Here is a 25,461-nt window from a genome sequence, read left to right on the forward strand (position 1 = left end):
CGGCAACCGGGGCGACAGGGTAAATAACACATAAATATAAGGTTCGCGGCGCCTGCCACGGCTGGCGCCGCCCACGCCATATCATCATGCATTTAGAGGGTACTATGGATTTTGAACAGATTTCCCGCTCACTGCTTCCCCTGCTGGGCGGCAAGGAAAATATCGCCAGCGCCGCGCACTGCGCCACCCGCCTGCGGCTGGTGCTGGTCGACGACGCGCTCGCCGATCAGCAGGCGATTGGCAAAATCGACGGGGTGAAAGGCTGCTTTCGCAATGCCGGACAGATGCAGATCATCTTCGGCACCGGGGTGGTCAATAAAGTCTATGCCGCCTTTATCCAGGCCGCAGGCATCAGCGAATCGAGCAAATCCGAAGCCGCCGACCTGGCGGCGAAAAAGCTGAACCCGTTCCAGCGCATCGCCCGCCTGCTGTCCAACATCTTCGTGCCGATTATTCCGGCCATCGTCGCCTCCGGCCTGCTAATGGGCCTGCTGGGGATGGTGAAAACCTACGGTTGGGTCGACCCGAGCAACGCTCTCTATATCATGCTGGATATGTGCAGTTCGGCGGCGTTTATCATTCTGCCGATCCTGATCGGCTTTACCGCCGCCCGCGAATTTGGCGGTAACCCCTATCTGGGCGCGACCCTCGGCGGGATCCTCACCCATCCGGCGCTGACCAACGCCTGGGGCGTCGCCGCCGGCTTCCACACCATGAATTTCTTCGGCATCGAAGTGGCGATGATCGGTTACCAGGGCACCGTCTTCCCGGTGCTGCTGGCGGTGTGGTTTATGAGCATGGTCGAGAAGCGGCTGCGCCGCGTGATCCCTGACGCGCTGGACCTGATCCTCACTCCGTTTCTGACGGTGATTATCTCCGGCTTTATCGCCCTGCTGCTGATCGGCCCGGCCGGTCGCGCGCTCGGCGACGGCATTTCGTTTATCCTCAGCACGCTTATCAGCCACGCCGGCTGGCTGGCGGGCCTGCTGTTCGGCGGCCTCTATTCGGTGATCGTCATTACCGGTATCCATCACAGCTTCCATGCCATCGAGGCCGGACTGCTGGGCAACCCATCGATTGGCGTCAACTTCCTGCTGCCGATCTGGGCGATGGCCAACGTCGCCCAGGGCGGCGCCTGCTTTGCGGTGTGGTTTAAAACCAAAGATGCCAAAATAAAAGCCATCACCCTGCCGTCGGCGTTTTCGGCGATGCTGGGGATCACCGAGGCGGCAATCTTCGGGATTAACCTGCGCTTTGTGAAACCGTTCATCGCCGCGCTGGTGGGCGGTGCCGCCGGCGGCGCCTGGGTGGTGTCGATGCACGTCTACATGACCGCGGTGGGCCTGACGGCGATCCCGGGGATGGCTATCGTGCAGGCCAGCTCGCTGCTGAACTACATTATCGGAATGGCGATCGCCTTCGCCGTGGCCTTCGCGCTCTCTCTGACGCTGAAATACAAAACGGACGCTGAATAATGTCATTACCGTCACGCCTGCCTGCGATCCTGCAGGCCGTTATGCAGGGCCAGCCGCAGGCGCTGGCCGACAGCCATTATCCGCAATGGCATCTGGCGCCGGTCAACGGACTGCTGAACGATCCTAACGGCTTTTGCCAGGTCGCCGGGCGTTACCACCTGTTTTATCAGTGGAACCCGCTCGCCTGCGACCATACCTATAAGTGCTGGGGACACTGGAGCTCTGCCGATCTGCTGCACTGGCGGCACGAACCTATCGCCCTGATGCCGGATGAAGAGTATGACCGCAACGGCTGCTACTCTGGCAGCGCGGTCGAGTTCGAGGGTGCCCTGACTCTGTGCTACACCGGCAACGTGAAATTCCCCGACGGCGGGCGCACCGCCTGGCAATGTCTGGCGACCGAGAATGCCGATGGCACCTTCCGCAAGCTGGGGCCGGTGCTGCCGCTGCCAGAAGGCTATACCGGCCATGTGCGCGACCCTAAAGTGTGGCGGCAGGACGGGCGCTGGTACATGGTTCTTGGGGCGCAGGATGTGCAACAGCGCGGCAAAGTGCTGCTGTTTACCGCCAGCGACCTGCGGGAGTGGCGCCTGGTGGGCGAGATCGCCGGGCACGACGTGAACGGCCTGGCGAACGCCGGCTACATGTGGGAGTGCCCGGATCTCTTTCCGCTGGCGGACACCCACCTGCTGATCTGCTGCCCGCAGGGGCTGGCCCGCGAAGCGCAGCGCTTTCTCAATACCTATCCGGCGGTGTGGATGGCAGGCCGCTTCGACGCCGAACGCGGGATCTTCGACCACGGCCCGCTGCACGAGCTGGACAGCGGATTTGAGTTCTACGCGCCGCAGACCATGCAGGCCGATGATGGCCGCCGCCTGCTGGTCGGCTGGATGGGCGTCCCCGACGGGGACGAGATGCATCAGCCCACCCGCGCGCAGGGCTGGATCCATCAGATGACCTGCGTGCGTGAGCTGGAGTGGCAGGCTGGCACTCTGTATCAGCGTCCGCTGCGCGAGCTGGTCGCCCTGCGCGGGGAAGCCCAGGGCTGGCGCGGAAAGACCCTGCCCCTCGCCCCGATGGAGCTGGCCTTTGACATCGCCCCCAACAGCACGCTGGGGCTGGACTTTGCCGGCGCCCTGCAGCTCACCGTCAATCGCGACGGCCTACGTCTGTCGCGCCGCGGCCTGCAGACGGCAGAGATGCATCACCGCTACTGGCGCGGCGAGGCGCGACGCCTGCGGATCTTTATCGACCGCTCCAGCGTGGAGATTTTCATCAACGATGGCGAGGGGGTGATGAGCAGCCGCTTCTTTCCGGGCTATCCGGGGCAGCTCATCTTCAGCGGTGCGACGCCGGTGGCATTCTGCCGCTGGCTGCTGCGGCCATGCATGGTAGAATAAGCGTTTTGCTTTCAGGCTCCCGGGTGCTGATGAAAACCAAACGCGTAACTATCAAAGATATCGCCGAACTGGCGGGCGTCTCCAAAGCGACCGCTAGCCTGGTACTCAACGGTCGTGGTAAAGAGCTGCGCGTGGCGCAGGAGACGCGCGAGCGCGTGCTGGCGATCGCTCGCGAACATCACTATCAGCCGAGCATTCACGCGCGCTCGCTGCGCGATAACCGCAGCCATACCATTGGTCTGGTGGTGCCGGAGATCACCAACTACGGGTTTGCCGTTTTCTCCCACGAGCTTGAGACGCTCTGCCGGGAAGCCGGCGTGCAGCTGCTTATCTCCTGCACCGACGAAAACCCAGGCCAGGAGAGCGTGGTGGTCAATAACATGATCGCCCGCCAGGTCGACGGCCTGATAGTCGCCTCTTGTATGCACAGCGATGCCGACTATCAGAAACTTAGCGAACAGCTGCCGGTGGTGCTGTTTGACCGCTCCCCCAGCGACAGCGCCCTGCCGCTGGTGATGACCGACTCGGTCACCCCAACGGCCGAGCTGATCTCCCGTATCGCGCCTCAGCATGCGGACGAGTTCTGGTTTCTCGGCGGCCAGCCGCGGCTGTCGCCGTCGCGCGACCGGCTGGCGGGGTTCACCCAGGGCCTGACCCAGGCGGGGATCACGCTGCGCCCCGAGTGGGTGATCAACGGCAACTACCACCCCAGCTCCGGCTATGAGATGTTCGCGGCGCTCTGCGCGCGGCTGGGGCGTCCGCCGAAGGCGCTCTTCACCGCGGCCTGCGGGCTGCTCGAAGGGGTGCTGCGCTATATGAGCCAGCATCATCTGCTGGATTCCAATATTCATCTCGCCAGCTTCGACGATCACTATCTGTATGATTCGCTTTCCCTGCGCATTGATACCGTGCAGCAGGATAATCGCCAGCTGGCCTGGCACTGCTACGATCTGCTCAGCCAGCTGATCGACGGTCAGGCCCCGGAGCCGCTTCAGCGCTATCTGCCCGCCACCCTGCAAATTCGCCATCCCTGACGGCGCGGTTGGCAATTAGCGTTTTCGCCTGGCGCGCGCCGCCTGCCTCAGCGCCAGCAGCGCGCTGGCGAGCACCGCGCCAAGGCCGATCGTTACCGGCCAGCGGTAAGCCACCAGCAACGAGGGCAATCCACCATCCGGCGCCAGCATCACCAGATTCCAGCCCGCCAGCCCCGCGTTGCCGTTCAGCGCCCGGCTTAACATCCGCTGATGCGGGGCGAATGGCTGAATGGTCTGGTAGTGGCTGCCGAACAGCGGGGGCTGCATCTCTCGCGGGAACTGCGCCTGCACCTGGGCCAGCACGCTGGCCGGCAGCGCGTGCGATGCCGCCAGCAGATGCTCGTCGCCATTCACCAGCAGCAGCTGATAATGCCGCTCCTGGGCGAGGGTCTGGAGAGCGGCGCGCATCGCCGCCAGCGGCCAGGTCGCTTCCCGCTGCGGCGCCGGAATGTTCATCCGCCGCTCAAGGCGTTCCGCCACCCACTGCGCATCCTCCTCCAGCTGGCGGATCTGCCTCTCACGGTAAACCTCTCTGGCCGGCAAATTCATGCCCCGACCGAGCGCCAGGATCGCCAGCCCCGCGAGCAGCGTGACGATAAGGCCCCTTTTTCCCGCTAGCCAGCGCGGCGAGAATTTGCCAAAGGATGGTGTATTCATACGACTCCAGAAACCGCAGGCCACGCGTGGCCCCTGACGAATGGACAACGGAAGTGGCGAAACTGTACAGGATGCGCAGCGCGGGCAAAACAGACAGGCGGAGCCTGGCGGGGAGTATTTTGTTTATTTCTGGACAGGACGGGCGGCAACGACATCCTTCGCCGTTGCCGCCCGTTGATAAGATTAGTGTTTTTTCCGGTTGCGACGCATATCGATGGTTACCGCCGCAACGATAATGATGCCTTTAATAATATCCTGCACATAGGCATCGACGCCGACAAAGGTAAAACCGCTTTTGATCAGGCCAAGGATCATCGCGCCAATCAGGGTGCCGGTAATGCGCCCCACTCCGCCCATTAAGCTGCTGCCGCCGATCACCGCGGCGGCAATCGCGTCCAGCTCGTAGGACATCCCCATACTCGACTGGCCGCTGCTGACGCGCGCCGCCAGCACCACCCCCGCCAGTCCGGAGAGCGCCCCGGCGATGGTGTAGACGATCACCAGATATTTATTCACGTTGATGCCGGACACTTTGGCCGAGGTCATGTTGCCGCCGATGGCATACACATATTTGCCATACCGGGTATGCTTCAGCGCAATGTGAAACACGGCGGCGATCACGAAGAAGATAATCACCGGCATCGCCCCCTGGCCTATCGCCGTAAAGCTGTCGGAGAGGAAGCTGATCGGGTTGCCCTGAGTGTAATACTGCGCCAGACCGCGCGCCGAAACCATCATCCCGAGGGTGGCGATAAACGGCGGGATACCGGTCCGCGTCACCAGGAAACCGTTGGTCAGGCCGCACAGCAGGCCGACGCCGATCCCCGCGCAAATGGGGATCACCGCCGGCAGGTTGACCAGCGCCGGGAACATTGGCGACAGGCTGTCGGAGGTTTGCGCCAGGCTGGCCGCCACCACCGCCGCAAGGGCAATAACCGAGCCGGAGGAGAGGTCAATCCCGGTGGTGATGATCACCTGGGTGACGCCGACGGCGATGATGCCGATAATCGCCACCTGCAGCACAATCAGCACCAGCCGGTTGGTATTGAGCAGGAACGACTGGTCGCGAACATACCAGCCGGCGATTTCAAAGGTCAGGGCAATCACCAGCATCACCACAAAGATGCCGGTATCTTTCGGCATTTTATGCCGCAAATTAGCGAAGAAGGAGGAACCCTCGCTGGCCGGAGCCGCCGTTAATTTCATATTACTCATTCTCTGTGCCTCAATGGGATGCCAACGACAAAATGGTTTCCTGGTCGGCTTCGTCTTTTTCCAGGATGCCGGTGATACGACCTTCATGCATCACCATGACCCGATCGCTCATGCCAAGGATTTCCGGCAGTTCAGAGGAGACCATAATCACCGCCACCCCCCGATTCGCCAGTTCACTGATAAGATGATAAATCTCCGCCTTCGCCCCGACGTCGATACCGCGGGTCGGCTCATCGAGAATTAAGATTTTCGGTTGCGCTAACAGCCAGCGCGCAATCAGGACTTTTTGCTGATTCCCCCCGCTGAGGTTATTAATAATTTGATCCATCGTCGGCGTTTTAATATTGAGCCGGCGTATTTGCTCCATGCAGTCTTCGGCCATTTTCACGTGCTGGACAAAACCGCTCTTGCCGATATATTCCGGCATTTTGACGATACTCATATTTTCCAGCACCGACAGCACCAGAAACAGGCCCGACTTTTTCCGGTCTTCGGTTAATAATGCCATCCCCTTTTCAATCGCCACGGAGGGGGAATCGATGGTCACCGGCGCCCCGTCGATCAGCACTTCGCCGCTGTCGAAGCGCTCCATACCGAACAGGCTTTCCATAACCTCGCTGCGCCCGGCGCCCACCAGCCCGGCCACGCCCAGGATTTCGCCACGGCGTACGCTAAAGCTGACGTCATGGAACACGCCCTGACGCGTCAGGTTGCGCACCGTCAGCACCTCTTCGCCGATGGTGTTATTAAATTTCGGAAACAGCTGGGTTAATTCGCGGCCCACCATCTGGGTGATCAGCGACTGCCGGGTAAATTCGGTGGTGTTTTTGCTCCCTACCCAGGTGCCGTCGCGAAAGACGCTGATCTCATCGGTGATGGCAAAGATCTCATCCATTTTGTGGCTGATATAGATGATCGCTTTACCCTGGGCGCGCAGGTCGCGGATGATGGTGAACAGGTGAGCCACCTCGCCTTCGGTCAGCGCCGAGGTGGGCTCATCCATGATCACAATATCCGCGTTCCATGAAACCGCTTTGGCAATCTCCACCATCTGCTGGGCGGCGATGCTCAGGTCGCCCACCAGCCGGTCAGCGGTTAAGCGGATATTGAGCTTATCCAGCAGCGCCTGGGTCTGGCGGGTCAGCTGGCCGTGGTCGACAAAGCCGTACTTCATCGGCTCGCGCCCCAGCCAGATATTCTCCGCCACCGTCATATGCGGCACCAGATTGAGCTCCTGGTGGATCATCGAGATCCCCGAGCGCAGCGCATCCATGGTGTCGGTAAACTCCACCGGCTCCCCTTTCACGCGAATCGACCCTTTATCGGGGCGATAGATACCGATCAGGCATTTCATCAGCGTGGATTTACCGGCGCCGTTCTCGCCCATCAGGGCATGCACCGTTCCCGGACGCACGCGCAATGAGACATTATCGAGCGCCTTCACGCCGGGGAAGAACTTACTGATACCTTCGGCTTCAAGGGCAAAAGCGTTCATACATCCACCTCCGTACCACAGGTTGGCCAGGACTATTTCTGATTACGGTTGGTAAATTCAGCCATGTTCTCTTTGGTGATCAGCTGATACGGCACGTCGATGATTTTTTCCACTTTCTCGCCGTTCGCCAGCTTGATGGCCGCGTCGACTGCGCCTTCACCCTGGCCTTTCGCATCCTGGAAGATGGTGGCGATCATCTTGCCGCTCTTCAGCATCTGCAGGGCATCCGGGGTGCCATCCACGCCGGCGATGAGAATATGGTTCGGGTTTTTGCCCAGCGCCTGCAGGGCGCCGATCGCCATTTCATCGTTGTTGGAGGCGATGGCCTGGATATCCTCACCGCTGGTCATCCAGTTGCTGACCACATCCACTGCGTCATTGCGGGTAAATTTCGCGGTCTGCTTCTGGACGATTTTGATGTTCGGGTATTTCGCTACCACCTCTTCCACCCCTTTGGTGCGGTCGCGAGTGGATTCATTCGCCAGGTCGCCGAGCAGGATCGCCACATTGCCCTTACCGTTCATCGCTTTCGCCAGCGCTTCCATCTGCAGACGGCCGGCAAGAATGGAGTCCGATCCCACATAGGCCATCTTGTCGGTCAGCTCCGCCTGCGGACGGCGGTTCACAAACACCAGCGGGATCCCGGCTTTGGTGGCCTGATCCATGATCGGTTTCACCGCGTTGGTATCCACCGGGTTGACGATAATGGCGTCCACCCCCTGGCCGATAAAGTTCTGCACCTGCTGCAGCTGCTGGGAGACATCCCCTTTCGCGTCCTCGATCTGCGATTTAACGCCATCTTTTTTCATCTCTTTTTGCATCGAGGTACGCAGGATCGTCAGGAAGTTATCGTCAAACAGCGCCATCGAGACGCCAATGGAGACATCTTTTGCCATAACCACCGCAGGCAGCATGCAGGCTAACAAAGAGGCAACAATCGTTTTCTTAATATTCATAGTTGATCCTTGATTTTGTAGGTACGCCGGTGAATGAAACAAAATGAAAAATTAATTTCAGTTACGTTGCGGCAAATGTCTGCTGGTATATCGACGACGCTGCGGCACCTCTCGCACTCCATCGTGATCTAAATCACAAATAACGGCTGTTTTATCATCACTATTTTGAAACATCAGTCCATTTACGCCGCAACCTGGATTTCAGACCATTTATTTCATTAACAAGACATTTGAAACTTTTATAAGTAAATAACTGAAATGAAAATTTTAAAACTATGCAGTAACAGAATTTTGACAGACATCTAACATTGCCGCATAAATGAGCGAAAAATGAGAAGCAGACAACGCTTTGAAGCGATCCCTCCCGGCGGGGTGGTCATTTACCCGCCGGGGAAATCCGTGTTGTCAGGAAGGGAGGCGCCGCACGCCTTAGTCCACGTTCTCGGCGCTGTAGAGGATAAAGTCGACTTTACCGTCGGCATAGGTTTGCGGCTGGTAGCCGGACTCCAGATGGCGCAGCATCAGGTCGATCGCCAGCTGGGCGTGCTGGCGGGTGTTCTGATCGAGCGTTAACGCCAGGCTGCCCTTCGCCAGCTGCTGCCGGGTGGTGTTGTAACGCTCATGGGTGATCCAGCAGACGTCGCCTTCGCGGCGGTGGCGGGCCAGCGCCTCGGCAATCTGGGTATTGCCAAGCCCGGTGTTATAGATCCCAACAATATTTCGGCTGCGGCACAGGGCTTGCTCCACCAGGCGGGTGATCTGCTCCCGCCGCTCCTCGCCCGCCAGCACGTCGCTGAGCTGCAGGTGGGGAAAGCGCTGGCTCAGCACCTCGCGGAACCCCTGAATGCGCAGGCGATGCGCGCTGTAATCTTGCCGGCCGCTGACCATCAGCACCTCGCCGGGCCGTGGCGTCATTCTCCCCAGCATTAACCCCGCCGTGCGGCCAGCCTGTAGCTGATTGATCCCCACGTGGCAGAGTCGGTCGGCGCCGGGCAGGTCCGTCGCCAGGGTGATCGCCGGGACGCCAGCCTCCCGGCAGCGGCGCAGCGCGTCGTGCACCGCGGGATGGTCATTGCCGAAGACGATGATCCCCTGACGCTGCTGGCAACTGCGCGCAATGCGCCGGGCCAGTGTCGTCGGCTGCGACTCCGGGACAAAGGTACGGTGCAAGGTCAGACGGCGATAGCCGAGGCTATCCGCCACGGCGGCAAAATCCTGCGCCAGCTGCGGAAAGAAGAACGAGTCATTGCTGCTGAGAAAGACCTCAATCTGCCAGGGAAAGCGGTGCTCCTCCGGCAGGATCCGCTTCAGTCCCGCCTCGCGCGCCGCCTGCAGCACTTTGCGCGTGGTCTGCGGCGATACGCCGCCGCGCTCGTTCAGCACCCGGTCAACAGTGGCCACGCCGACGCCAATCTGTCTGGCCAGCATCGCCAGTGAAATGTTTTTCATCGCCCCTCTCTTCATGATGGAAATCCATCAAAACGGCAGTGTCAGTGAGTTTAGCAAACCGATTATGGTGGCAGCGTCCCCTCGCCATTCTGGAGAAAAAAATGATCTGCAAACGTTTTGCCCTGGTAGGCAGTGGTTTTATCGGTCAGGTTCATGCCGCCAGTCTTGCCCGTCATGAAGGAAGTGCGCTGACGATGGTGGCCGATGCCGCCCCGGAGCGCGCCCAGGCGCTGGCCGCCCGCTATGGCGCCCGGGCGGTGACCGTGAGCGAGGCGATCCATAGCGACGCCATCGACGCGGTGCTGATCGCCAGTTCAACCCCGTCGCATGCCGAACTGCTGGAAGCCGCCGCCCGGGCGGGCAAGGCGGTCTATTGCGAAAAACCGATCGACCTCTCCCTGGCGCGCGCCCGTGAGGTGGTGGAGCGGGTGCTCCCCCTGAACGTGCCGGTCACTGTCGGCTTTAACCGGCGCTTCGATAGCAGCCATCAGCAGCTCCGCCGCCAGCTGGAGCAAGGGCTGATCGGCCGGGTCGAGCTGGTGCAGATGGTCTGCCGCGCCTCCAGCATGCCGCCGCTCGACTATCTGCGCAGCTCCGGCGGCCAGATGCGCGATCAGGCGATCCACTTCTTCGATCTCCTGCGCTTTCTCACTGGCGATGAAGTGCGCACCGTAGCAGCGATGGGCGCGGCGCTGGCCCTGCCGGACATTGCCGAATTTGGCGATGTCGACACCTCCATCCTGATGATGCAGATGCGCGGCGGCGCGCTGGCGCAGCTGGACAATACCCGCCGCACCGGCCACGGGTACGATGAACGGATCACCCTGCTGGGCGCCGAAGGCGCGCTGGAGTCCGGTAGCCAGTCGCCGGCGGGCCCTACCCTGTGGCGCGGCAATCAGCGCATTGAGCCGGGCCTGTGGCCAGACTGGTTCAGCCGGGTACAGGGATCTTATTACCAGCATCTTGACGCCTTTATTCGCTCCCTGAATGGTGAAACCGTCGCCGACCTGCCCGGCCTGCTGGACGGCCTGCAGGCGCAGGCCATTGCCGAAGCGGCAGTTCAGTCCCTGCAGCATGGCCAGTTTGTCGCCGTCGACGACTGTCGCTGAGCGGGTGCGAGGCAACCGCTATCAGGCGCTGTACCTGCCTTTATGCCGGGCGGCGGCGATGCCTTGCCCGGCCTACAGAAGACAGGCATTAATACACCTTAATATCAATAGGTTGCATAGATATCCCAGGCCCGCGCAAGCGCAGCGCCGCCGGGCAAGGACAGCGGGCGCAGAGCCGCTTTTATGCCGGGCGGCGGCAACGCCTTGCCCGGCCTACATAACACAGGCATTAATCTGATTTAATATCAAACGGTTGCAGTAAAATCGTAGGCCCGTGCAAGCGCAGCGCCGCCGGGCAAGAACAGCGGGCGCGGAGCCGTTTTATGCCGGGCGGCGGCGTCGTCTTGCCCGGCCTACATAACACAGGCATTAATACACTGGAATATCAAACGGTTGCAGTAAAATCGTAGGCCCGTGCAAGCGCATGGACTGACCCCATAAAGTTGGATGGTTCATATTAAGCGGCTCTCAGAGCCTGGGTTCGGTACTCTACCGGACTCAGGCCTTTTAATTTCAGGCTTATCCGCTCGTTGTTGTAGTAATGGATATAGTCCTCTACGGCTTTTCTTAGCGCACTGACACTCCTGAACTCCCTCAGATAAAAACACTCCGATTTCAGGGTCCCGAAGAAGTTTTCCATCACTGCATTATCCAGGCAGTTTCCTTTACGCGACATACTCTGCGTCATCCCATGCGCCTTTAAACGTTCCTGATAGCTCCTCATCCTGTAATGCCAGCCCTGATCCGAGTGCAGCAGCGGAGCATCTCCCGGTCTGAGCTTCGGGAACGCACCGTCCAGCATCGTATTCACCATCTCCATCACCGGCCTTTCCGACAGGCTGTAGGCGATAACCTCCCGGTTAAACAGATCGAGAACTGACGACAGGTAAAGCTTTTTTCCCTGTACCGGGAACTCTGTCACATCTGTTACCCATTTTTCGTTGGCTTTTGACGCACCGAAGTTCCGGCTCAGGATATTGGGCGCGGCCTCGCCCGTTCTCCCTTTCCAGGCACGATATTTTTTCGCCCTTATCACAGACCGGAGTGACAGTTCTGCCATCAGCCGCTGCACTGTTTTATGGTTTATCCGCAGCCCCTGTTTTCTCAGTGCGAGCGTGATCCTGCGGTAGCCATAACGACCTTTGTGATAGTGGTATATCTTCCTGATGTTCTCTTTAAGACCCGCATATCTGTCCCCTTGCTTCAGTGCATTCATATTGTAATACCACGTGCTACGGGACATACCGGCCGCCCGCAGAAGGTCCCGCAGAGCGTGTTCATGCCTTAGTTCACTGATTATCAGGGCTTTTTGCCATTTTTTTCGCTCTGAACCAAGGCTTTCAACTTTTTTAGATAGGCATTCTCTGCCCGCAGATAACGCAGTTCGGCCCTGAGCTCTTCGGGGGAGAGTTTTTCCAGCTCTTTATCTGTCAGTGGTGGGATATTTTTTGGCTTTGTCATTTGTCCGGGCCGTCCGCATTGCATGTTTAAAAGACCTTCCGCTCCGGCATCGTTGTACACGTCGAGCCAGCGCCGGACAAGTATTTCTGCGGAGAGATTAAACCGGGCAGCCGCTTCACGCATCGTCAGGCGGTCACTGATAACCGCCCGGACGACCACGAGTTTAAATTCATCGGAATAATGATTATTTTTTGCAGTCAGGCCTTCTGCACCGTGGAACTGCCATGCCCTGACCCAGCGACGGACAGATGTTCTTTCAATACCAAAAAGGTCGGCTGTACTCTGTTCTCCGTCTTTACCGGACAAATAATGATTAACCACAGCCAGTTTTGTTTCAGGGGAATACTTTGGTTTAGCCATAAAATTGCACCTTACTCAGTTGGGTGTCCAACTTTTGGGGTGCAGTCCATGCGCTTGCACGGGCCTACGGGGTGTGAGCCTGTGAGTGGATCCTGTAGGTCGGGTAAGCGAAGCGCCACCCGACAAAACAACCGCACATCCGCTGACCTCACCTCATCCGGTGCTCTCCGTTGACCAACGCTTCGCGATCGAAAAAGCGCTGGATCACGCCCTCCGCCATAAACGCCGCCCGATCGGACATATGGGCGATGACGTCGGCATCATGGCTGACCAGCAGATAGGTCATGCCGTACTCCTGTTTCAGACGATTAAGTAGATTAAGGATTTCCGCCTGCACCGACATATCCAGCGCCGAGGTCGGCTCATCCAGCAGCAGGATCTGCGGGTGCAGCAGCAGGGCGCGGGCAATGGCCACGCGCTGCCGTTGGCCGCCGGAGAGCTGATGCGGATAGCGGCGCACGGCATCGGCGGCCAGACCCACCTGCTCAAGGGCGGTGGTCACTCGCGGGGTAACGTCGCGGATGCCGTGGATCTGCAGCGGCTCCGCCAGGGTGCGCCACAGAGTATGGTTGGGATGCAGCGAGGCATACGGATCCTGAAACACCATCTGCACGTTGCGCCGCAGATCGCCCTGAAAGCGGAAGCCCGGCGTAATGGTCTGGCCGAGCAGATCCACGCTGCCGCGCCATTCACGCTGCAATCCGGCCAGCACGCGCAAAATCGTCGATTTGCCGCAGCCCGAGGCGCCGATCAGGCTGAAGGTTTCCCCGGCGTCGACACGGAAACTGGCGGCGGAGACCGCCGTCTTCGCGCCGAATGTAACCTGTAAATCCTGAAGATTAACGATCGCCATGGGCTGTCTCCGTAAAGTCCTGGGTTCTGTCGAGGGTCGGCAGCATCTGGCCGTAGGTGTGGGCATTTGGCCGGCAGGTCCACAGGGTGCGGGTGTAAGGGTGCGTCGCGCTCGGCAGCGCCCGCGCCGGCATCTCGTCGACCTGTCTCCCCTGGTACATCACCAGCACGCGATCGCAATGCGCGGCCACCAGCGGTAGATCGTGGCTGATCAGTAACATGGCCATCTGCCGCTGCGCGCACTGCTCCACCAGCAGCTCGAGGATCTGGTTGCGCAGGCGGGCGTCGAGGGCCGAGGTCGGCTCGTCGGCTATCAGCACCTTCGGGTTATTGAGCAGCGCGAGGGCGATCATCACCCGCTGTCCCATCCCGCCGGAGAGTTCGCCGGGATAGCGGCTGAGGACCGGCAGATCCAGACCGACGGCGGCGATGGCGTCTTTGACCGCCTCAGCGCGCGCGCGGCGGCTGAGACGCTGATGCAGGGTTAACGCCTCCTCCAGCTGCGTCTGAATGGACTGCACCGGATTCAGTGCATAGCGCGGGTCCTGCAGCACCATGGCGATATCGTTGCCGCGCAGCGCGCGCCAGCCGCGGGCGCTGAGGGTCAGCACATCGCGCCCCAGCACCTCCAGCCGTTCAGCGCTCACCACCCCGGGCTTGCGCACCAGGCCCATCAGCGCCCGGGCGGTCATCGATTTGCCGGAGCCGGATTCGCCCACCAGCGCCAGCCGCTCGTTGCCGAGGGTGAAGCTGACGTTGTCCACCACCCGGGCGGTGGGATAGTCGACGGCGAGTCCCTGGACGGTCAGTCGGATGTCAGTCATGTTGCGGCTCCAGAATATCGCGCAGGCCGTCGCCCAGCAGGTTAAACGCCAGGCTGGCGAGCAGGATCGCCGCGCCGGGGATGGCGGCGATCCACCATTGGTCGAAAATCACCTGCATCCCGTCGGCAATCATCGCTCCCCACTCCGCCATCGGCGGGCGGGCGCCCAGGCCGAGAAAGCCGAGCCCGGCGGCGGCGAGGATAATACCCGCCAGATCGAGCGCCAGCCGAACAATCGCCGACGGCAGACACAGCGGCAGAATATGGCCGACCAGCAGCCGCCCGCCGCGGATGCCCAGCATCTCCGCCGCGGCGAGGTAGTCGCTATGGCGCAGGCGCTGAATTTCGCTGCGCGCCTGACGGGCGTAGGCCGGCCAGGTGGTCAGGGCTAACGCCAGCGCGCCGTTGACCAGCCCCGGGCCGAGCATCGCCACGAACGCGAAGGCGAGGATCAGGCGCGGCATCGACATCACCACGTCGGTAAAGCGCATCAGTATCCGCTCCAGCCACCCGCCATAGTAGCCGGAGAGGATACCCACCAGCAGACCGACGGGCAGGGTAATGGCGGTCACCAGCGCCACCAGACCCAGCGCCGGGCGGGCGCCGTAGAGCAAGCGCGACAGCAGGTCGCGGCCGTAGCTGTCGGTGCCGAGCAAGTGTCCCGCCCCGGGCCCCTGCAGACGAGCGGCGGCATCCTGCCAGTTGGGATCGTGCGGCGCCAGCCACGGGGCGAACAGCGCGGTCAGCACCAGCAGGATCACCAGGGTCAGGCCGCTGAAGGCGGCGGGTGAGCGGCGCAGACGGCGTAAAAACAGATAAGTCGGCATCAGCGCACCCTCGGATCGGTTAACCGTACCAGCAGGTCGGTCAGGTTATTGATCAGCACAAAACTCACGCCGATCAGCAGCGTGCCGCCCATGATCGCCGTGGTATCCCCAGCGAACAGCGCCGTGGTGAGGTAGCGGCCGATCCCCGGCCACGAGAAGACGGTTTCGGTGAGCACCGCCCCTTCGAGCATGGAGGTCCAGGCGAGAGCGGTCACCGTCAGCAGAGTGCCGCGGATATTGGGCAGGACATGGCGCAGCAGAATCGTCATCTCTCCGGCCCCTTTGGCCCGCGCCAGCAGAATGTACTCTTTGTTCATCTCGCTCAGACAGGCGGAGCGGGTCAGGCGGGTGATGCTCGCCAGCGAGTAATAGGCCAGCACCAGCACCGGCAGCGCCAGATGGCCGATCGCATTTTTAAACGCCGCGGTATCGCCGGAGAGCCAGGTGTCGATCAGCGCAAAACCGCTGCGTGGCTCGACGGTGTACTGATAAATATCGTCGAGGCGACCCGGGCCCGGCGCCCACTGCAGCCGGGCGTAAAACAGGGCCAGCATCAGCAGGCCGAGCCAGAAAATGGGCACCGAGTTGCCCAACAGGGTAAAGGTGCGAACCGCCAGATCCCACGGCGAACCGGCGTAACGGGCGCACAGCACCCCGGCGACGATGCCCAGTACCGCGCCGACGATCAGCGCCAGGGTCGCCAGCTCAAGGGTCGCCGGAAAGACCGCCAGCAGGTCGTGGAGCACCGGCTGGCCGGTAGCGCTGGCGATGCCAAGATCGCCATGGGCCAGGTTGACCAGGTAGTGCCAGAACTGCACCGGCAGCGGCTGGTCGAGACCCAGCTGATGGCGAACCTGGTCATAGGTCGACTGGCTGGCATGGTCGCCGACGATCTGCAGTACGCGGTCGACGGGCGACAGCGCGGAGAGCGAGAAGGTGACCAGCAACAGCCCGAACAGCGTGAGCAGCAGCGTAAACAGCCCCTGCAACAGGCGGGTAAGGTGAGTGGAAAACGATGGCATGGAAAATGGAAATTCCTGGTATATCAGCATTGTACCCGGCGGCGCGATGCCGACCGGGCCCGGGTGAGGAGTCGGTCATCCGGGCAGACAAGGCCGCCGTACCCGGTGACAAAACCCGCTTACTTGGTCACGTTATCGTACCAGACCATGTCGGCGTTCAGTCCCTGCTGATAGCCCTTCACGTTGTCACGCACCACGATCTGGGTTTTTCCCTGGTCAATAAAGACGTACGGCGAATGCTGGAGCAGGGTTTCCTGCATCGTTTTGTACAGGTCGAGGCGTTTCGCCGGGTCCGGCTCCGCCACCGCGGCGAGGGTGGCTTTATTCAGCTCAGGGATCTGCCAGCCGTTGAGCCCGGCCACGGTGCTGGATTTACCATCGTTCCAGGCAAAGGCGCTGGCATTGGAGTGGGCATCAAAGTAGTCCGGGATCCACAGGCGGATCGCCGCCTGATGCTGCTTCGCGCGCACCCGGGCATAGACCTGGCTGCCGGCGGCGGGTAGCAGATCCACCTTCACCCCGCCCTGGGCAAAGCTGGCCTGCAGCGATTGGGCGATGGTGATAAACGGCGGTTTGTTCTCCACATCGAGGGTGAAGTGGGCATCCTTAATGCCCGCTTTATCAAGGATAGCCTTAGCTTTTTGCGGGTCGAAGGTGAACGGATTAGTCTCCAGCGCCCCCGGCAGGCCGGCCGGCAGGAAGCTTTGGTGAATAAAGTACTGGCCTTTCAGCAGATTTTTGGTGATGCCCTCATAATCGACCAGCCAGCGCGCCGCCTCCCAGAAGGCCGGATTATTGAGCAGCGGGTTGGCACTGTTGGCGGTATTAAACACCAGGTAGTTCTGCTCGGCGGACGGGATGCTCAGCACCTTCACGCCGGGTTTATCCTGCAGGGCGGCAATCTGGTCAGCGCCGAGATCGCGCGCCACATCGGCATCCCCCTGCTGGATCAGCAGGCGGCGGGAAGCCGGGTCGGGGACGTTTTTAATAATGATGCTCTTGATCTTCGGCGCGCCGGTTGGGGAGCTGGCGTTGGCCTCCAGCACGATGGCCTGATGCGGCTGGTAGACGCGCATTTTATAGGCTCCGCTGCCCGCCGAGTGCATTTTCAGCCAGTCGTTGCCGAAGTCGTTATTTTTCGCGTTCGGCGCCACCTGTTTTTCATCAACGATAGAGGCGATGGGGGTGGAGAGAATATTCAGCGCCACCGCCGGGCTGACGTCGGCGGTCCAGTGCAGCGTCAGGGTATGGTCATCAACCTTTTTCAGCTGGCTGGCGATGTTGTCCGGCTGCCAGCCGAGCACGTTGAGAATAAACGCTGGCGATTTATTCAGCGTCACCGCGCGGGTGTAAGAGAAAATCACATCTTCCGGGCGCAGCGGATTACCGGAGGCGAATTTGGCATCCGGCTTCAGTTTAATGGTCAGGGTTTTCGCCGCCGGATCGGCCTGCCAGCTTTCGGCGAGGATCGGCACGATTTTTTCAGGGTTGTTGCGGTCCGGCTGCACCAGACGCTGATAGAGGCTAGGGACCGTCTGAATGCTGGAGAGTTCGTTCGCTTCCGCCGGGTCGAGGCTGACGATATCGTCGAGACCCTGGACGACCACCAGCGTGTTGGGCGGCGTGGCGGCATGCGCGGCGGCGGAGAGCGCCGACAGTAGCAGTAAAGGCAACAGTTTTTTGGTCATGTGCAATCCCTGAAGAATGGTTATTTTATTGTTTTATGCCTCGCTACGTTAGGCCGCTTGCCATAAGGCGTAAAGTCAAAATAAGGATATCCTTATGCTAAAAACGCATATTCAAGAACGACAGGTTATTGCCGGTCGCGCAGAAGCGCCTTTCTCCGCTGCGGGGTTCTTGCTATAACGCATTGTCTATTGCGAGGAGGTGGGTGTGCCGGAAATTAATGAGTATGGCCAGCAGGTGAACGACCTGGTCCCTGGCTGGCAGGGGGCGCAAGTCCTGCGGCGGACGGCGTTAAATGGCCGTTTTTGCCGCCTGGAGCCGCTGGACGTTGACCGTCATGCGGCGGATCTGTTTGCCGCCTATGCGCTCGGCGACAACAGCGACTGGACGTGGCTGGCGTCTACGCGGCCGGAGAGCGTGACGGCGACCGCCCACTGGATCGCGGGCAAGGTGAATGATGATGCCCTGGTGCCGTATGCGGTGGTTGACCTGCGTAGCGAGCAGGCGGTGGGCATCGTCAGCTATATGGCGATCGAGCGGGAAATGGGCACGGTTGAGATCGGCCATGTCACCTGGTCGCGACGGATGAAAAACACCCCGCTGGGTACCGAAGCGGTCTGGCTGCTGCTCAAAAACGGCTTTGACCATGGCTATCGTCGGCTGGAGTGGAAATGCGATTCGATGAATGTCGCCTCGCGCCGCGCCGCCGAGCGGCTGGGCTTTAGCTGGGAAGGACGTCTGCGGCAGAGGCTGGTGCGTAAAGGGCGGACGCGCGACAGCGATATGCTGTCCATCATCGACGGCGAGTGGCCTGCGCGCGATGCGGCGCTGCGGGCGTGGCTGGCGGCGGAGAACTTTACTGCCGACGGTCAGCAGATTAAGCGCCTGGAGGCGTTTCGCTAACATCAACCTATGGGGTCAAAACCCGGAACGGCACCCCGGTCGCGCTGCGCTTACCGGGGCTACGTTACATCGCCTCAGGGTAGGCCGGGCAAGGCGTAGTCGCCGCCCGGCATTGACCTGTTAACGGCGAACCGGCGCGTCGCCAGCGACATAATACGTCGCGGTGCTGCGCGGCAGCGGCTGGCGGCCGCGAATGGCGTCGGCCATCTTCTCGCCGATCATAATGGTGGTGGCGTTGAGGTTGCCGGTGATGATCTGCGGCATGATCGAGGCGTCGACCACCCGCAATCCTTCCAGACCGTGGACGCGGCCCTCGCCATCGACCACCGCCATCTCGTCGTAACCCATCTTACAGGTCCCGCACGGGTGGAACGCGGTCTCGGCGTGGTTGCGCACAAACTCATCCAGTTCGGCATCGCTCTGGCATTCTATTCCCGGACTGATTTCGCGACCGCGATACTTATCCAGCGCCGGCTGGTTCATGATCTCCCGGGTAATGCGGATGGCGTCGCGGAACTCCTGCCAGTCCTGCTCATGGGACATATAGTTAAACAGGATCGCCGGATGGGCGTGCGGGTCGCGCGACTTCAGGCGCACGTGGCCGCGGCTGGGCGAACGCATCGAGCCGACGTGGCACTGGAAGCCGTGCTCTTTCACCGCGTTGGAGCCATTGTAGTTAATCGCCACCGGCAGGAAGTGGTACTGAATGTTCGGCCAGGCGAACTCTGCGCGGCTGCGGATAAAACCGCCCGCTTCGAACTGGTTGCTGGCGCCGATGCCGGTGCCGCCGAACAGCCACTCGGCGCCGATCTTCGGCTGGTTCCACCACTGTAGCGCCGGGTAGAGCGATACCGGCTCTTTGCACTCGTACTGCAGATACATCTCCAGATGGTCCTGCAGGTTCTCACCCACGCCGGGGAGATCGTGCACCACCGGGATATCGAACTGCCTGAGCAGCTCCGGGTTACCCACGCCGGAGCGCTGCAGGATCTGCGGCGAGGCAATCGCCCCGGCGCACAGCAGCACCTCTTTGTTGGCCGTCGCTTTTGACGGGATCGTGCTCTCTCCCTCCAGCCACTCGACGCCCACCGCGCGCTTGCCGGCAAAAATAATGTGATCGGTCAGCGCATGGGTGCGGATGGTCAGGTTCGGGCGACCGCGCGCCTGGTCGAGATAGCCGCGGGCGGTGCTGGCGCGACGGCCCTGCGGCGTCACGGTGCGGTCCATCGGGCCAAAGCCTTCCTGCTGGTAGCCGTTGAGATCGTCGGTACGCGGATAGCCCGCCTGCACCCCGGCTTCAACCATCGCCTCGAAGAGCGGATTATTGCCCGGCTTCGGCGTCGTCACGCTCACCGGGCCATCGCCGCCGTGGTAGTCGTTAGGCCCGATATCGCGGGTTTCCGCTTTCCGGTAGTAGGGCAGGCAGTCGAGATAGCTCCAGTGTTCCAGACCCGGCTCTTTGGCCCAGTTATCCAGATCCATCGCGTTACCGCGAATGTAGCACATGCCGTTGATCAGCGAGGATCCGCCGAGCCCTTTGCCGCGTCCGCACTCCATGCGGCGATTGTTCATGTACGGCTCAGGTTCGGTCTCGTAGGCCCAGTTGTAGCGCTTGCCCTGCAGCGGATAAGCCAGCGCGGCGGGCATCTGGGTGCGGAAATCGAACCGGTAGTCAGGGCCGCCGGCTTCCAGCAGCAGGACGGTGGTGTTTGGATCTTCAGTCAGTCGTGTTGCCAGAACGTTGCCGGCGGAGCCGGCACCAATAATGATGTAGTCAAATTGCAAAAAAACCTCCCGGTTAAAATATGGACTGGAATTTACCCATCTCAACCTGGATGGACTTCACCTGGGTGTAACTCTGCAGCGTCATCACGCCGTTCTCGCGGCCAATGCCGGAGTGTTTGTAGCCGCCAACCGGCATTTCCGCCGGGGATTCCCCCCAGCTGTTGATCCAGCAGATGCCGGCTTCCAGCTGGTGGATAATTCGGTGAGCGCGGTTGAGGTTGGGCGTCACCACGCCGGCGGCGAGGCCGTATTCGGTGGCGTTGGCGCGGCGAATGACCTCCGCTTCGTCGGCATAGCTGAGGATCGACATCACCGGGCCGAAGATCTCTTCGCGCACGATGGTCATCTCGTCGCTGCAATCGGTAAACACCGTCGGGGCGACCCACGCGCCGTTATCGAAACCGTCGCCTTTCAGCGCCTCGCCGCCGCACAGCAGGCGCGCGCCTTCGCGTTTGCCACTCTCGATATAGCGCAGAACGTTGTCGCGATGGGGGAAGCTGACCAGCGGGCCGAAGTTGGTGTCGTCGGCAAACAGATCGCCGGCGCGGATGCGGGCCACCCGCTCGAGGATCTTGTGCTCGAATTCCGCCTTCTGTTTCGCCGGGACAAACACCCGGGTGCCGTTGGTGCAGACCTGGCCGGAGCTGTAAAAGTTGGCCATCATGGCAATATCGGCGGCGAGGTCGAGGTCGGCATCATCGGCGATAATCAGCGGCGATTTGCCGCCCAGCTCCATGGTGACCTCTTTCAGTGATGAAGCGGCCGAGTTGGCCATCACTTTTTTGCCGCTGGCGACGCCGCCGGTGAAGGAGATTTTGGCGATGTCCGGATGCTCGGTCAGATACTGGCCGGTTTCCGCGCCGATCCCTGGCAGGACGTTAAACACCCCGTCCGGCAGGCCCGCTTCGCTGTAAATTTCCGCCAGCTTGAGGGCGGTCAGCGGGGTGACTTCGCTCGGTTTGAAAATCATCGCATTGCCAGCGGCCAGCGCTGGCGCCGATTTCCACAGGGCGATCTGGATCGGGTAGTTCCACGCGCCGATCCCGGCTACCACCCCCAGCGGTTCGCGACGGGTATAGACGAAGGAACTGTCGCGCAGCGGGATCTGGCTGCCTTCCAGCGCCGGGATCAATCCGGCGTAATACTCCAGCACGTCGGCGCCGGTGACGATATCGACGGCGGCGGTTTCGCTGAGAGGTTTCCCGGTATCCAGGGTCTCCAGTCGCGCCAGCTCGTCGTTGCGCTGGCGCAGAAGGTCGACGGCGCGACGCAGGATACGCGAGCGTTCCATGGCGGTCATTGCCGCCCAGATTTTTTGCCCACGCTGTGCGCTCTCGACGGCGCGGTCGACATCCTCGCGTCCGGCAGCCTGAACGGTCGCCAGCACCTCGCCAGTGGCAGGGTTGATGGTCTCGAAGGTGCGACCGCTGGTGGCCGATGTATAACCACCATTAATATAAAGCTGCTGTTCTGCCATTCGGGACATAACGCCTCCTCGGTTATGGGTTCGGTAAATGCTGACGAATAAAGTGGCTGGTCAGCGACTGCGCCAGCGTTTTATCCAGCGGTTTGCCGCTGAGCGCCGCCCGCAGCCACAGGCCGTCTATCAGCGCCGCCAGCCCGTAGCCGGCCTCCTGCGCCTGCTCGCGCGGCAGCTCGCGGCGGAATTCGTACACCAGGTTCGACAGCAGGCGACGGCTGCTGACCTGCTGTAACCGATAAAGCATCGGCTGGTGCATGCTGCTGGCCCAAAAGGCCAGCCAGGCCTTCATCGCCGCGCTGCTGATCTGCGTCTCATCAAAGTTGCCGCCGACAATCGCCTGCAGACGCTGGCTGGCGCTGCCGTCCGGCAGAGCGTGCAGACGGTTGAGCACCGCGTCGCGCAGCTGGCTGGTGATGTCGCGCATGGTCGCCTCCAGCAGACCATTTTTGTCTTTGAAATAGTGACTGATGATCCCCGTCGATACGCCCGCCCGCCGGGCAATCTGCGCGATGGTCGCGTCGTGCATACCGACTTCATTTATTGCGTCCAGCGTGGCGTCGATCAGCTGCCTGCGCCGGATCGGCTGCATCCCCAGTTTGGGCATTTTTGCCACTCCATTCATCAGCGTTGGTTAACTATTAAAGCGGTTTTTGATTGGACGTTCAATATAAAATGTGTCTTAATTGTTGCGGATTTGGATTTTAATAGTTACAAAAACAGTGGGGATACTGGATGACAGATCTTTCGCAAAGCAGAGAAAAGGACAAAATCAATCCGGTGGTTTTTTATACCTCGGCCGGACTGATTTTGTTGTTTTCCCTGATGACGATCTTTTTTCGCGATTTTTCTGCCGAGTGGATTGGGCGCACCCTGGACTGGGTGTCGAAAACCTTCGGCTGGTACTATCTGCTGGCGGCGACGCTGTATATCGTCTTCGTCGTCTGCATTGCCTGCTCGCGCTTCGGCTCGGTGAAGCTCGGGCCGGAGCAGTCAAAGCCCGAGTTCAGCCTGCTGAGCTGGGCGGCGATGCTGTTCGCCGCCGGCATCGGCATCGACCTGATGTTCTTCTCGGTCGCCGAGCCGGTGACGCAATATATGCAGCCGCCGGAAGGGGCGGGGCAGACCATCGAGGCGGCGCGCCAGGCGATGGTCTGGACCCTGTTTCACTATGGCTTAACCGGTTGGTCAATGTATGCCCTGATGGGCATGGCGCTGGGATACTTTAGCTATCGTTATAATTTGCCGCTCACCATCCGCTCGGCGCTGTACCCGATTTTTGGCAAACGGATCAATGGGCCTATCGGCCACAGCGTCGATATTGCGGCGGTGATCGGCACCATCTTCGGCATCGCCACCACCCTCGGTATCGGCGTAGTGCAGCTCAACTACGGTCTGAGCGTGCTGTTCGATATTCCGGACTCGCTGGCGGCGAAAGCGGCCCTGATTGCGCTGTCGGTGATCATCGCCACCATCTCGGTCACCTCCGGGGTGGACAAGGGCATCCGCGTGCTCTCCGAGCTGAACGTCGCCCTCGCGCTGGGGCTGATCCTGTTCGTGCTGTTTATGGGCGATACCTCCTTCCTGCTCAATGCGTTAGTGCTCAACGTCGGCGACTACGTCAATCGCTTTATGGGCATGACGCTGAACAGCTTCGCCTTCGACCGGCCGGTGGAATGGATGAACAACTGGACGCTCTTTTTCTGGGCGTGGTGGGTGGCCTGGTCGCCGTTTGTGGGCCTGTTCCTGGCGCGCATTTCGCGCGGGCGCACCATCCGCCAGTTTGTGATGGGCACCCTGATTATTCCCTTCACCTTTACCCTGCTGTGGCTGTCGGTGTTCGGCAACAGCGCGCTGTATGAGATCATCCACGGCGACGCGGCCTTTGCCCAGGAGGCGATGGCCCACCCGGAGCGCGGCTTCTACAGCCTGCTGGCGCAGTATCCGGCGTTTACCTTTAGCGCGTCGGTGGCGACCATCACCGGTCTGCTGTTTTACGTTACCTCCGCCGACTCCGGCGCGCTGGTGCTGGGGAACTTCACCTCGAAGCTGAAGGACATCAACAGCGACGCCCCGAACTGGCTGCGCATCTTCTGGTCGGTGGCCATCGGTCTGTTGACCCTCGGGATGCTGATGACCAACGGCATCTCGGCGCTGCAGAACACCACGGTGATCATGGGGCTGCCGTTCAGCTTTGTGATTTTCTTCGTGATGGCCGGACTGTATAAATCTCTGAAAGTGGAAGATTACCGTCGGGTCAGCGCCAGCCGCGACACCGCCCCGCGCCCGATGGGCCTCCAGGATCGTCTGAGCTGGAAGAAGCGCCTGTCGCGGCTGATGAATTACCCCGGCACGCGCTATACCAAACTGATGATGGAGACGGTGTGCTACCCGGCGATGGAGGAGGTGGCCCAGGAGCTGCGGCTGCGCGGCGCCGCGGTGGAACTGAAGAGCCTGCCGCCGGAAGAGGGTGAGAACCTTGGCCACCTCGATCTGCTGGTGCACATGGGCGACGAGCAGAACTTTATCTACAAGATCTGGCCGCAGCAGTACTCGGTGCCGGGCTTTACCTATCGGGCGCGCAGCGGGAAATCCACCTATTACCGGCTGGAGACCTTCCTGCTGGAGGGCAGTCAGGGTAACGACCTGATGGACTACAGCAAAGAGCAGGTGATCACCGATATTCTCGACCAGTACGAGCGGCACCTGAACTTTATCCATCTGCATCGGGAAGCGCCGGGGAACAGCGTGATGTTCCCGGATGGCTAATCAGGGAAGCCCCCGTCGGGGAAAGGCTGACGGGGGCGATGGTCGTTACTGGTAGTTAAAGGCGTCCGGATGGTTGTCGAGGCTGCCGCTGAGGGCGGCAAACAGCACGGTTTTGCCATCGATGGACAGGGCATCGCTGACGTTAAGCCAGGTCAGCTTCTCCTGGTCGGTTTTTTCATCGACCACCGAGTAAACGCCGGACATCTGTTTGCTTTTTTCCGACCAGATCACCGCGATACGTTCATGGCCGCAGTCGTGGGGTTTGCAGGCGCTTAACACCTGCCAGGATTCGCTACCCAGTTTCACCGTCTGCGCGGGCGAACCGGTGCCGCCGGTGGTCACCCAGGCGGGCAGCTGATGGCCTTTGACCATCTGGTTAAACGACGCCCGGGTGGTGGCATCGTGAGCCAGACTGTTCAGCGTGACATCGCTTTGCGCCATAACGCTGGCGGAGGCGGCTAAGGCGACGATAGCGGTAAGAGCTTTAAACATGTTTCCTCCTGGACTTATTCCGTCCTCATAACAAGCCTCTTTATAGTGAGCGTAGAGAATGATTAATGCAAACTCTGACATATTTTCTGTGAATGATTAGAGGCGGTGCGCGCATGGACGTTACGCTAAGCGATATGCCATGATGCGGATTGATTTATTTTCCAAATATATGCCCTTGGGATAAAGCAGTTAGCGAAGTGGCATAGTTATT

General features: G+C 60.6%; 20 protein-coding genes and 1 pseudogene. 6 read left to right on the forward strand and 15 right to left on the reverse strand.

Annotation, left to right across the window (positions count from 1 at the left end):
- Window positions 1–104: 104 nt before the first annotated feature.
- The 3 genes from DR88_RS19635 to DR88_RS19625 are packed head-to-tail and all read left to right on the forward strand — an operon-like array spanning window position 105 to window position 3,909.
- Window positions 105–1,475 (forward strand): sucrose-specific PTS transporter subunit IIBC, encoded by a 1,371-nt coding sequence (locus DR88_RS19635; RefSeq protein WP_002892640.1) that lies wholly within the window; start codon window positions 105–107, stop codon window positions 1,473–1,475.
- Window positions 1,475–2,875 (forward strand): sucrose-6-phosphate hydrolase, encoded by a 1,401-nt coding sequence (locus DR88_RS19630; protein ID WP_032443806.1) that lies wholly within the window; start codon window positions 1,475–1,477, stop codon window positions 2,873–2,875. The genes DR88_RS19635 and DR88_RS19630 overlap by 1 nt, the downstream gene beginning before the upstream one ends.
- 23 nt (window positions 2,876–2,898) lie before the next feature.
- Window positions 2,899–3,909, forward strand: coding sequence for a LacI family DNA-binding transcriptional regulator (locus tag DR88_RS19625; RefSeq protein WP_073980605.1), 1,011 nt, complete (start codon window positions 2,899–2,901; stop codon window positions 3,907–3,909).
- Window positions 3,910–3,956: 47 nt separating this feature from the next.
- On the opposite strand, the pseudogene DR88_RS19620 reads toward DR88_RS19625, so the two are convergent.
- From DR88_RS19620 to DR88_RS19600, 5 genes and pseudogenes are all read right to left on the reverse strand, one after another.
- A pseudogene (locus DR88_RS19620) lies at window positions 3,957–4,566 on the reverse strand (hypothetical protein).
- A gap of 183 nt (window positions 4,567–4,749) precedes the next feature.
- Window positions 4,750–5,772, reverse strand: a complete 1,023-nt coding sequence (locus DR88_RS19615; RefSeq protein WP_004152946.1) for an ABC transporter permease — start codon at window positions 5,770–5,772, stop codon at window positions 4,750–4,752.
- A 19-nt stretch (window positions 5,773–5,791) separates the two neighbouring features.
- Window positions 5,792–7,276, reverse strand: coding sequence for a sugar ABC transporter ATP-binding protein (locus tag DR88_RS19610; RefSeq protein WP_004142660.1), 1,485 nt, complete (start codon window positions 7,274–7,276; stop codon window positions 5,792–5,794).
- Between the two features lie 32 nt (window positions 7,277–7,308).
- Window positions 7,309–8,232 (reverse strand): sugar ABC transporter substrate-binding protein, encoded by a 924-nt coding sequence (locus tag DR88_RS19605; RefSeq protein WP_002892597.1) that lies wholly within the window; start codon window positions 8,230–8,232, stop codon window positions 7,309–7,311.
- A 429-nt stretch (window positions 8,233–8,661) separates the two neighbouring features.
- The gene (locus tag DR88_RS19600) at window positions 8,662–9,681 is read right to left on the reverse strand and encodes a LacI family DNA-binding transcriptional regulator (protein ID WP_004191476.1); all 1,020 of its coding nucleotides are present in this window, start codon (window positions 9,679–9,681) and stop codon (window positions 8,662–8,664) included.
- Window positions 9,682–9,782: 101 nt separating this feature from the next.
- On the opposite strand from DR88_RS19600, the gene DR88_RS19595 reads away from it, so the two are divergent.
- Complete coding sequence (locus tag DR88_RS19595) at window positions 9,783–10,790, forward strand: Gfo/Idh/MocA family oxidoreductase (RefSeq protein ID WP_004177011.1); 1,008 nt, start codon at window positions 9,783–9,785, stop codon at window positions 10,788–10,790.
- A gap of 457 nt (window positions 10,791–11,247) precedes the next feature.
- Here the strand turns inward: DR88_RS19595 and DR88_RS29700 are convergent.
- The 6 genes from DR88_RS29700 to DR88_RS19560 form a co-directional block, all read right to left on the reverse strand.
- Window positions 11,248–12,611, reverse strand: a protein-coding gene (locus DR88_RS29700; RefSeq protein ID WP_085955203.1) for an IS3-like element ISKpn1 family transposase whose coding sequence is annotated in 2 segments (ribosomal slippage) — window positions 11,248–12,143 and window positions 12,143–12,611 — 1,365 coding nt in all. Because the reading frame shifts where the segments join, the coding sequence is not laid out codon by codon here.
- Window positions 12,612–12,759: 148 nt separating this feature from the next.
- A complete protein-coding gene (locus tag DR88_RS19580) occupies window positions 12,760–13,464 on the reverse strand; it encodes an ABC transporter ATP-binding protein (RefSeq protein WP_009483809.1) in 705 nt (234 codons plus the stop codon).
- Window positions 13,451–14,287: an ABC transporter ATP-binding protein gene (locus tag DR88_RS19575; protein WP_004147499.1), complete on the reverse strand. Its 837-nt coding sequence runs from the start codon at window positions 14,285–14,287 to the stop codon at window positions 13,451–13,453. The genes DR88_RS19580 and DR88_RS19575 overlap by 14 nt, the downstream gene beginning before the upstream one ends.
- Complete coding sequence (locus tag DR88_RS19570; protein WP_022615460.1) at window positions 14,280–15,113, reverse strand: ABC transporter permease; 834 nt, start codon at window positions 15,111–15,113, stop codon at window positions 14,280–14,282. The genes DR88_RS19575 and DR88_RS19570 overlap by 8 nt, the downstream gene beginning before the upstream one ends.
- Window positions 15,113–16,135 (reverse strand): ABC transporter permease, encoded by a 1,023-nt coding sequence (locus DR88_RS19565; RefSeq protein WP_004176937.1) that lies wholly within the window; start codon window positions 16,133–16,135, stop codon window positions 15,113–15,115. The genes DR88_RS19570 and DR88_RS19565 overlap by 1 nt, the downstream gene beginning before the upstream one ends.
- Before the next feature lie 119 nt (window positions 16,136–16,254).
- Window positions 16,255–17,823, reverse strand: coding sequence for an ABC transporter substrate-binding protein (locus DR88_RS19560; RefSeq protein WP_004147501.1), 1,569 nt, complete (start codon window positions 17,821–17,823; stop codon window positions 16,255–16,257).
- 205 nt (window positions 17,824–18,028) lie between these two features.
- On the opposite strand from DR88_RS19560, the gene DR88_RS19555 reads away from it, so the two are divergent.
- Window positions 18,029–18,724, forward strand: coding sequence for a GNAT family N-acetyltransferase (locus DR88_RS19555; RefSeq protein ID WP_004223536.1), 696 nt, complete (start codon window positions 18,029–18,031; stop codon window positions 18,722–18,724).
- A 120-nt stretch (window positions 18,725–18,844) separates the two neighbouring features.
- Here the strand turns inward: DR88_RS19555 and betA are convergent, their stop codons facing one another.
- The 3 genes from betA to betI are packed head-to-tail and all read right to left on the reverse strand — an operon-like array spanning window position 18,845 to window position 22,596.
- Window positions 18,845–20,509 (reverse strand): choline dehydrogenase, encoded by a 1,665-nt coding sequence (gene betA / locus DR88_RS19550; protein ID WP_004142489.1) that lies wholly within the window; start codon window positions 20,507–20,509, stop codon window positions 18,845–18,847.
- A gap of 13 nt (window positions 20,510–20,522) precedes the next feature.
- Window positions 20,523–21,995, reverse strand: a complete 1,473-nt coding sequence (gene betB, locus DR88_RS19545) for a betaine-aldehyde dehydrogenase (RefSeq protein ID WP_004147503.1) — start codon at window positions 21,993–21,995, stop codon at window positions 20,523–20,525.
- A gap of 13 nt (window positions 21,996–22,008) precedes the next feature.
- Window positions 22,009–22,596 carry a transcriptional regulator BetI gene (gene betI / locus DR88_RS19540; RefSeq protein WP_004151671.1) on the reverse strand — a complete coding sequence of 196 codons (588 nt, stop codon included), beginning with the start codon at window positions 22,594–22,596 and terminating at the stop codon, window positions 22,009–22,011.
- A gap of 128 nt (window positions 22,597–22,724) precedes the next feature.
- Between betI and betT the strand changes: the two genes are divergently transcribed.
- Window positions 22,725–24,758 (forward strand): choline BCCT transporter BetT, encoded by a 2,034-nt coding sequence (betT, locus tag DR88_RS19535; RefSeq protein ID WP_004142478.1) that lies wholly within the window; start codon window positions 22,725–22,727, stop codon window positions 24,756–24,758.
- A gap of 45 nt (window positions 24,759–24,803) precedes the next feature.
- Here betT and ivy read toward each other — a convergent pair whose 3' ends face one another.
- The gene (gene ivy, locus DR88_RS19530) at window positions 24,804–25,250 is read right to left on the reverse strand and encodes an Ivy family C-type lysozyme inhibitor (protein WP_023342938.1); all 447 of its coding nucleotides are present in this window, start codon (window positions 25,248–25,250) and stop codon (window positions 24,804–24,806) included.
- Between the last annotated feature and the right edge of the window lie 211 nt (window positions 25,251–25,461).

The sequence above is a fragment of the Klebsiella pneumoniae genome (genome assembly GCF_000742135.1).
In the GTDB taxonomy this organism is placed as follows: Bacteria; Pseudomonadota; Gammaproteobacteria; order Enterobacterales; family Enterobacteriaceae; genus Klebsiella; species Klebsiella pneumoniae.